Source organism: Flavobacterium sp. NRK F10 (assembly GCF_024054235.1).
Classification (GTDB): Bacteria; Bacteroidota; Bacteroidia; order Flavobacteriales; family Flavobacteriaceae; genus Flavobacterium; species Flavobacterium sediminis.
The window spans coordinates 1,631,649-1,640,924 of record NZ_JAMXLC010000001.1; the positions used below are offsets into that span (position 1 = coordinate 1,631,649).

Sequence of the window (9,276 nt, forward strand, 5' to 3'; positions counted from 1 at the left end):
TTAAAAATAATGTCCGATACCTAAAGTTACAAAATTATATTGAGGTGTCCCAATTTTAAGATGCTCAAAGCCAAATGAACAGACGTTTTTTCTAAAATGATAATTTCCTTTAAAAGTGTATGTGTTTACAGGAATGCTATTCATAGAACTCCAGTTCAGATCTCCTGAAAAACTGATGTTTTTTATTAGAAATGTATCAAAATGAATGCCTAAATTCAATCCCGCCTGTTTGATGTCATTGCCAATATAGGTTAGGCCGATATTCCAACCGAAATTAAATTCCTGAAAACGTATTCGGTCATACATCAAGTTAAACTGAAATAATGACAACTGATCCTGGGTATGGGAAATAGGGTTTCGTTCAAATAACTGATGAAAATCGGTTTTAAAATAAAAATGACTGAAAGGTCTGTATTGCAATGTAAGACGATTGGCAAATAAATTTGAATTGCTGTACAAAAGGTTTTCACTTACCAGAAATTGAAAGTTGCGTTCTTTTTTTAAAGCTGTATAATTGCCGAGTGTTTGCTCTTGAAAAGGATGTCGGTTAACATAATTTTCAAGATGTTCTTCACTGTTATAGTCACCTATAACGACATATTTAAAAACACCCCAAGTCATATACATAAAAACTTTACCGACTAAGGGCATTTCTTTGCGATCGTCAGCAGTAGTTCTCTTTTTTGTCTCGGGTTCTTCTTTTGCTGCTTTTAATTCTTTTTTTGATCGGTCAATTTTGTTTTGACTCAGGCTTACTTGAAATGACAGAAAAAGCAGTAGGAGGAAAATGAGAAAAACTTTTTTCATAAGTTATTTCAGAGCTTGATAAGCAATTAAAGCAATCACATAAGCAAATCCACTCATAAAAACTAATTGTATAACCGGCCATTTCCATGAGTTTGTCTCTTTTTTAACAATAGCTAAGGTTGAGATACACTGCATAGCAAATGCATAAAATAACAGTAAAGAAATTCCTGATGCAAAATTGAAAATCTTGTTTCCTGTAACGGGGTTGACTTCTGCTGCCATTCTGTTTTTGATCGTTACTTCTTCGTCACTATGACTTCCTACACTGTAAATGGTTGCCAGAGTTCCGACAAAGACTTCACGAGCCGCGAAGGAGCTTACAACTGCTACACCTATTTTCCAGTCATATCCTAAAGGTCTGATTACAGGTTCTATCATTTTCCCGGCAATACCAATATAAGAATTCTCTAACTTATAAGAATTAATTTCATCTTCTAATTCAGAGCTCGATTTGTCCTGATGTTTAGCATTTACAATTGCTTCAGCATTGTCAAAACTTTCTTTTGGACCATGAGACCCTAAAAACCAAAGGATCACAGACAGCGCTAGAATGATTTTTCCGGCACCTGTAACAAAGGATTTCGTCTTTTCAACAACGTTGATGGCTACATTACGAAACAATGGAATTTTGTATGAAGGCATCTCCACAACAAAATAAGACTTGCAATTTAATTTCAGGATTTTATTTAAAATGTATGCTGATAAGATTGCCATCCCGAATCCGGCAAGATACAATCCCATTAAGGTTAACCCTTGAAGATTTAAGAACCCCAATACTCTTTTTTCAGGTATTATTAAAGCAATTAAAATAGCGTAAACGGGAAGTCTTGCAGAGCAAGTGGTGAAAGGAGTGACTAATATTGTGATCAGACGTTCTTTCCAGTTTTCTATATTTCGGGTTCCCATAATGGCAGGAATAGCGCAGGCAGTTCCTGAAATTAAAGGAACAATACTCTTTCCTGATAAACCGAATTTCCTCATGATTTTATCCATAAGGAATACAACACGACTCATATAACCGCTTTCTTCCAGAATAGAAATGAATAGAAATAAAAAGGCAATTTGCGGAATAAAGATGACGATTCCTCCTATACCCGGAATCAATCCCTCACTAATTAAATCGGTAAATTCACCAGGTGGCAAATGAGTCTTAGCAAACGAACTCAAATTAGCAAAGAGCTCGTCTATAAAATCCATAGGAACGCTACTCCAGTCAAAAATAGACTGAAAGATCAAAAGCAGAATACCAAAGAAAATTACATAACCAAAAATTTTATGGGTTAATATACGATCTAGCCGAGCTCTCAGATCGGTAGCTTTTGTAAGATCAATCTTTTGCCCTAATTTAAGGGTGTCATTAATAAACTGATAGCGTTTTATGGTTTCTTTCTGCTGTAAACGTTTTAATTCAGAATGCGATTTTGTAAATGAACTTTTGATCTCATTTCGTTCTAAATTTAAAAAGTTTACATCTTGCGTAATGACCAGCCAGAGTTTATATAATAATTGATTTGGAAAAGCTTTTCGAAGTTTATCAAAATATTCCTGATCAATGCCGGAAGCATTTAAACAAGGTTCTGTGGGTAGATCTTCGTAATTTAAGATTAACTCTTTTAGAGTATCAATCCCTGTTTTTTTTCGGGAACTAATTAAGGCTATTTTGGTTTTCAGTTGTTGTTCCAAAACCGGAATGTCTAATTCAATTCCCTTTAACTGCATTCGATCCGCCATGTTGATGACCAAAATAGTAGGAATTTCCAAATCTTTAATTTGAGTAAATAAAAGAAGGTTTCGTTTCAGGTTTTCAACTTCAGAAACAACCACCGCAACATCCGGAAAATCTTCGTCATTTTTATTCAAAAGCAACTCAATAACCACATTTTCATCAATAGAGCTGGCATTTAAACTATAAGTCCCGGGAAGGTCAATGATTTTAGCTTTTACATTCTCAGATAATTTGCTGTACCCTTGTTTCTTTTCAACGGTAATTCCCGGATAGTTGCCTACTTGTTGGTTTAACCCGGTTAGCTGATTAAATACAGAAGTTTTACCTACATTCGGATTACCAATCAGGGCAACTTTTAAAATTTTATTTTGCATCTACATTTAGCGAATTTTCCAGAACGACGGTTACTTCATGAGCGATTTCCTTTCTGATAGCTACATGAGAATCATTGATGTTAAAATAATATGGATCGCCTAAAGGTGCGATCTGTACCAAGGCAACTTCATTTCCGGGCAAACATCCCATCTCTAAAAGTTTTAGTGGGATTTCATCAATATTTACATCAATAATTATAGCCTTTTCACCAATTTTTAATTCTGAAAGAGAGACCGACATCCTTATTTAGATTGAATTAAAATACAAATATACGCTATATTTAATAAATCGAAATGATATTTATCATTAAAATTTATTCGTTGCATAAGAAGTTAATATCTTCTAAGAGCTTTTCCATGTCCTCTTTGTTTGTACCGTCATAAAAACCTCTGATCCTTTTCTTCTGATCTACCAGAACAAAATTTTCTGTATGAACCATGTCATATAGATCTTCAGGTTTTCCCGTTTTAACGACTAAATAAGACTTTCTTGCCAGATAATAAATGTCTTTCTTATTACCGGTTACTAAGTTCCATTTTTCATCAATCACTCCTTTTTCTAAAGCATATTGTTTTAAGACAGGAACGCTGTCAATATCCGGTGTAACCGAGAATGAGAGTAGTTTTACTTTTGAATTATCTTTAATTTTATCCTGTAACCACGCCATGTTATCGGTCATTTTCGGACAGATAGTTTGACAAGTGGTAAAGAAAAAATCGGCTACATAAACGTTGTTTTCGTAATCTTTCTGAGTAATGGTTTTACCATTTTGATTAATAAAAGCAAAATCAGCAATGACATGATTGTAACCAACATGTTGTACGGTAGAATCTACCAGTTCCGGATTTACATCTCTGGGAGTAAAGACCGGGAGAGTCTTTTTAGGAATAGAAAGTTCATATATTCCGATGAATATGATTATAGAAAGTAGACCGAAAAGAATAATGAAGTTTCTGTATTTTCTGAAGCCTGTTATCATCTTTTTTTTGCAAAAGTACAAAGGAAGAATAGTAGATTAAAATTATTTTAGAGATTAAACAAAGAATGAATAGTTGTAAATATTGCATATTTGCATATTTTTGTTAAAAAAATTTAAAAGTGTATTGGTTTTTGAATTAAAAATTGAAAATAAATAAATTTGCAGATTAAATAAATAGAATTTCAACAACAAAACTTAAATAACCCTAACTATATGAAAACCTCAATGATAATTGTAATAACAGCACTGCTTTTCTCTGTAGGTCATGCTCAGCAAAAAGATAAGCCTGTTACGCATCAAAAATTTGTAAAGATCAGTCGGTCAAATGTGTCTGCTCAACAGGCATTGAACCAATTTTCAAAAGCATACGAATTAAATGATCAAAATCAGTTCAGGCTGATCTCAACTTCCAGAGACAGTAAAGGGGATTTACATCAAAGGTTCCAGCAATTCTATAATAACGTTAAAGTTGAATATGGAGTTGCTATTACTCATAGCCAAGATGGAAGTATTATTCTTGTTAACGGAGAGTTGTATAATGCACAAAATTTAAACACTTCTCCTCAGTTAACAGGGCAAGAAGCTTTAGAAAAAGCGAAACAAGATGTTAATGCATCCCGTTATTTATGGGAAGATTCTGAACAGGCTCAATTGATGGGGTATAAAAAACCGGAAGGAGAGTTGGTTGTGTTTCCGGATCTGAAAGATAATACGGTACATTTAGCATATAAATTAGATGTATATGCAATACAACCAATCTCAAGACAAGTCATTTATATTGATGCAAATAATGGGAAAATTCTTTTTAAGGATTCCGTTATTAAGCATTTACATGAACATGCACACGGTTCAAAAGAAAGTTTTGGAAAAAAAGAGACCAATGCACTTATAGCCGGAACAGCAGCTACACGTTATAGTGGGTCCAGAAATATTGAAACAGACTTCACAGGAACAGAATATAGATTAAGAGATTATTCCAGAGGAAATGGGATTTTAACATACAATTGTCAAACGACAACAAACTATCAGAATGTTGATTTTACCGATGATGACAATAACTGGACTGCAGTCGAATACAATAATTCAGCTAAAGATGACGGAGCATTAGATGCACATTGGGGAGCAGAAATGACCTTTGATTTTTGGGGGAATGTTTTCGGAAGAAACAGTTTTGACGGCAACGGTGCTGCTATCAGAAGTTATGTTCATTATGATTCCGGATTTAACAATGCTTTTTGGAACGGTTCAGTAATGACGTATGGTGACGGAAGCGGAATGGATATTTTTACAGCCATTGATGTTTGTGGTCATGAAATTGGTCATGCCATTTGTTCTTATACAGCTGATCTGGCATATCAGGATGAATCCGGCGCAATGAATGAAGGGTTTTCGGATATATGGGGAGCTTGTATTGAACATTACGGAAGAACAGGAACTATGTCAGGAACAGTAAGTAGTGACGTTTGGCTTATAGGAGAAGATATCAGTTCTACTTATTTGCGTTCAATGCAAAACCCTAATATTAAAGGTGATCCGGATACTTATTTAGGGACGTATTGGTATTCCGGAACTGCTGATAACGGAGGAGTACATACAAATTCAGGAGTATTGAACCATTGGTTCTATATTTTAGCAGCGGGAGAATCCGGAACAAATAACGCTCCGACTCCTGACACCTATAATGTAACAGGTATCGGTTTGTTGAAAGCTGCTGAGATTGCCTATTTTATGGAGAGAGACTATCTGACTTCTAATGCTACTTATGCTGATGCGAGAGCAGCATCAATTGAATTAGCAAGTAGTTTGTATTGCGGAAACAGTCCGGAAGTTATGGCGGTTACTGATTCATGGTATGCAGTAAATGTAGGCGAAACTTATGTTAATGCACCGGATGACGTGGCATTACATGCAATTCAAAACACGAACTTAGTGAGTTGTGACGGAACAGTAGCCGTAAATCCTGAAATTACAATGAAAAATCACGGAACAAATGATATTACATCTGTTGCTATTTCATATAGTATTGATGGAGGAACAGCGACAAACTTAACATGGAACGGGTTGATCTCACCTTGTGGAGAAGAGAATTATTCATTCCCTGTAAGCGGCTTAACAAGAGGAGCTCATGAAATTGAAGTTACAACGACAATAATAAATGACGGTAGAAGCGAGAACAATACACGTTCGGCAATTTTATTGGTAGACGATCAGGGTACAATAGGGGTAGTTAATCCTTTTACAGCAGCTACAGATGCTTTAGTTACATATAACGAAGACAATTCTGCAACACCATGGGTTAGAGGAATCAGAACCGGAGGTAGCCTTTCGGGAGGATTCAATAATTATATTTACAGTACAAACTTAAGTGGCAATTATACTGATATGACAAAAAAATATTTGGTGTCACAATGTTATAATTTAGCCAATGTTAGCGGACCCACGATTAATTTTGATATGAAATATGATCTGGAAGAAAACTGGGACATAGTGTATATAGAATATACTACCGATTTCGGAGCTACCTGGAATGTATTGGGAACAAAAACTTCCGGTTGGTATAATAGCGACAGAACTTTAGCATCATCAGGGGGTAATGACTGTTACAACTGTCCGGGTGCACAATGGACAGGAACTAATACTACAAATACCAATTACTCTTATCCGTTAACAGCATTAAACAATGAAACAAATGTAATATTCAGAATTGTATTCCATTCAGATGAAGCTGTTAATCAGTTAGGAGTAAATATTGATAATTTTGTGATCAACGGAACTTTAGCGGCAGATAGTTTTATGTTAAATAACGAAATTGTTGTTTATCCGAACCCTTCAAAAGGAATGTTTACCGTAAACTTGGGGACGCTGGAAGCAGAGAACATTGAAGTATATGATATTTCCGGAAAGAAAGTATTAGTAAAAGAAAACATTTCCGCAGTTGAAACCAATTTAGACCTAACAGCAGCAGCTCAGGGAATTTATTTTGTAAAAATCAATTCGGATTCGCAAGCAGTTGTAAAACGAATTGTTAAAGAATAGTTGATTTTAGAGAGTTAAAAAACAAAAACTTATATTTGCTTTTTAACTTTCTTTAATTCAAATAAATGAAAAATTATATTATTAAAGGAAGCTTAGGCTTCCTTTTTTTAGCTTCATTCTTAAATTCTTGTAAATCATCGCAGGAATCAGTATCGGTGGCAGCATCAGAGAAGCCGGTTCAAGCGAAGATTGGTATTAATACCGATTATATGGACACTTCGGTAAGTCCGGCTGATGATTTCTTTCGCTATGTAAATGGCAAATGGTTAGATAAAACAGAAATACCTGCTGATAGAACACGTTGGGGAAGTTTTGATGAATTGCGTAAAAATACGGATGATGATGTAATGGCAATTCTGAAAGAGGCCTTAGCAGATAAGTCTATTACTCCTGATTCGGATCAAGGAAAAGCGTTGAGCCTTTATAAATCCGTATTGGATACAATTACCCGAAACAAAATGGGAGTTGCTCCTTTAAAACCCTATTTGGCTAAAATTGATGAGGTTAAAAATGTGAAAGATCTAGTTGCTTTGATTACGGAAATGGAATCAGAAGGAGGAATCGGATTTTTTGGTAGTTACGTGTATACAGATGCTAAAGATAGTAACCGAAATGTAGTATATGTCGGAACCGGAAGTTTAGGTTTACCGGATAGAGACTATTATGTCTCCGACGCGGCTGACACAAAAGAAAAGAGAGAGAAATACGTTGCACATATTACACGTATGTTGCAATATTTAGGAGATAGTGAAGCCTCTGCAAAAAATGCAGCAGAAAAAGTATTAGCATTGGAAACAAAGATGGCAACAGCTTCTTTAGACAGAGTTGCTAGAAGAGACAGAAGAAATACATATAATCCGATGAAAGTTTCCGATCTGCAAAAAATTGTTCCGACTGTAGATTGGAATAATTATTTTGAATCCACAGGAATCGGAGCCATTGATTCAGTAGTAGTTTCGCAACCGAAATACATGGAAGAAGTAGAAACTATTTTTCAGGAAGCCGATATCGATTCGTGGAAAGCTTATTTACGTTGGACTTTATTAAATGATAATGCCGAAGTATTGTCGACAGAAGTTGCCGATGCAAATTGGGAGTTTTACGGGAAAACATTAAAAGGAGCCGTAAAACAACGGCCGGCCGACGAAAGAGCTTTAGCGACTGTTAACGGAAGATTAGGGGAAGCATTAGGTAAATTATATGTAGCTAAAAAGTTCCCGCCGGAAGCAAAGACAAAAGCACAAGCAATGATTGCTAACGTGATGAAGGCTTTTGAGAACAGAATCGACCGCTTGCCTTGGATGACTAAAGAAACAAAAGAAAATGCCAAGTTAAAATTAAATAAACTGACAGTAAAGATCGGTTATCCTGACAAATGGAAAGATTATTCAAAATTAACAGTGACCAGCCCTGAAAATGGAGGAACTTATTTTGAAAATACAATCCGCTACAGACATTGGTCACACCAAAAGAATATTGAAAAATTAGGAAAACCGGTTGATAAAACAGAGTGGGGAATGTCTCCTCAAACAGTTAATGCCTATTTCAACCCTTCTAATAATGAAATTGTATTTCCAGCGGCTATTTTGCAGCCGCCGTTTTATGATTATAAAGCAGATGAAGCCGTAAATTACGGAGGAATCGGAGCCGTAATCGGTCATGAAATTTCACATGGATTTGATGATTCAGGTTCCCGCTATGATTCTAACGGTAACTTAGTGAACTGGTGGAGCGATGAAGATCTGAAACAATTTACAGGACTTGGAGGAGCTTTGGCAGACCAATATTCAGCCTTACAACCGCTACCGGGAATCTATGTTGACGGTAAGTTTACTTTAGGCGAAAATATCGGAGATTTAGGAGGTGTAAATGCTGCATTTGACGGTTTACAAATTTATTTGAAAGAAAACGGAAACCCAGGATTGATCGACGGATTTACTCCGGAACAACGTTTCTTTATTTCATGGGCGACCATCTGGAGAACTAAGATGCGTGACGAAGCGATTAAGAACCAAGTAAAAACAGATCCGCATTCACCGGGAATGTATCGTGCATCAGTGCCTTTGCAAAACGTTGACGCATTTTATAATACGTTTAATGTACAAGAAGGTAACGGAATGTATGTAGCACCTGAAAGCAGAGTTAAAATTTGGTAATATAGACCCTACAATTAAAGTAAAAAGCCAACTTTATTATTGAAGCTGGCTTTTTTTGTTCTTTCAAAACTTTAACAAAATATACATTTTTTCTGTATCCAATTTAACAAATGTAGGCGCTATATTTGTTACGGTTAATAGCAGTAATTTTATTTCTTATCAAGAACATTTAGTCCCGAAATCTTTTCGGGACTTTT

General features: G+C 35.5%; 6 protein-coding genes. 2 read left to right on the plus strand and 4 right to left on the minus strand.

The window, feature by feature from the left end; translation table 11 throughout:
• The 4 genes from NHF50_RS07450 to NHF50_RS07465 all read right to left on the minus strand — a co-directional run bounded on the left by NHF50_RS07450 (position 1) and on the right by NHF50_RS07465 (position 3,887).
• Positions 1-807 carry a hypothetical protein gene (locus NHF50_RS07450; protein WP_252775541.1) on the minus strand — a complete coding sequence of 269 codons (807 nt, stop codon included), beginning with the start codon at positions 805-807 and terminating at the stop codon, positions 1-3.
• A gap of 3 nt (positions 808-810) precedes the next feature.
• Complete coding sequence (gene feoB, locus NHF50_RS07455; RefSeq protein ID WP_252775542.1) at positions 811-2,907, minus strand: ferrous iron transport protein B; 2,097 nt, start codon at positions 2,905-2,907, stop codon at positions 811-813.
• Positions 2,897-3,148, minus strand: a complete 252-nt coding sequence (locus NHF50_RS07460; RefSeq protein WP_109568849.1) for a FeoA family protein — start codon at positions 3,146-3,148, stop codon at positions 2,897-2,899. The genes feoB and NHF50_RS07460 overlap by 11 nt, the downstream gene beginning before the upstream one ends.
• 73 nt (positions 3,149-3,221) lie before the next feature.
• Positions 3,222-3,887, minus strand: coding sequence for an SCO family protein (locus NHF50_RS07465; protein WP_252775543.1), 666 nt, complete (start codon positions 3,885-3,887; stop codon positions 3,222-3,224).
• A 213-nt stretch (positions 3,888-4,100) separates the two neighbouring features.
• On the opposite strand from NHF50_RS07465, the gene NHF50_RS07470 reads away from it, so the two are divergent.
• Together NHF50_RS07470 and NHF50_RS07475 are read left to right on the plus strand one after the other, a co-directional pair.
• Entirely contained in the window at positions 4,101-6,923 is a 2,823-nt protein-coding gene (locus tag NHF50_RS07470; protein ID WP_252775544.1) for a M4 family metallopeptidase, read from the plus strand.
• Positions 6,924-6,988: 65 nt separating this feature from the next.
• Positions 6,989-9,079 (plus strand): M13 family metallopeptidase, encoded by a 2,091-nt coding sequence (locus tag NHF50_RS07475; protein ID WP_252775545.1) that lies wholly within the window; start codon positions 6,989-6,991, stop codon positions 9,077-9,079.
• The last annotated feature ends 197 nt before the right edge of the window (positions 9,080-9,276 follow it).

Excerpts from the sequence above, each read along its gene's own strand:
- NHF50_RS07450 (WP_252775541.1), bottom strand. The coding sequence starts at position 807 with ATGAAAAAAGTTTTTCTCATTTTCCTCCTACTGCTTTTTCTGTCATTT.
- feoB (WP_252775542.1), bottom strand. The coding sequence starts at position 2,907 with ATGCAAAATAAAATTTTAAAAGTTGCCCTGATTGGTAATCCGAATGTA.
- NHF50_RS07460 (WP_109568849.1), bottom strand. The coding sequence starts at position 3,148 with ATGTCGGTCTCTCTTTCAGAATTAAAAATTGGTGAAAAGGCTATAATT.
- NHF50_RS07465 (WP_252775543.1), bottom strand. The coding sequence starts at position 3,887 with ATGATAACAGGCTTCAGAAAATACAGAAACTTCATTATTCTTTTCGGT.
- NHF50_RS07470 (WP_252775544.1), top strand. The coding sequence starts at position 4,101 with ATGAAAACCTCAATGATAATTGTAATAACAGCACTGCTTTTCTCTGTA.
- NHF50_RS07475 (WP_252775545.1), top strand. The coding sequence starts at position 6,989 with ATGAAAAATTATATTATTAAAGGAAGCTTAGGCTTCCTTTTTTTAGCT.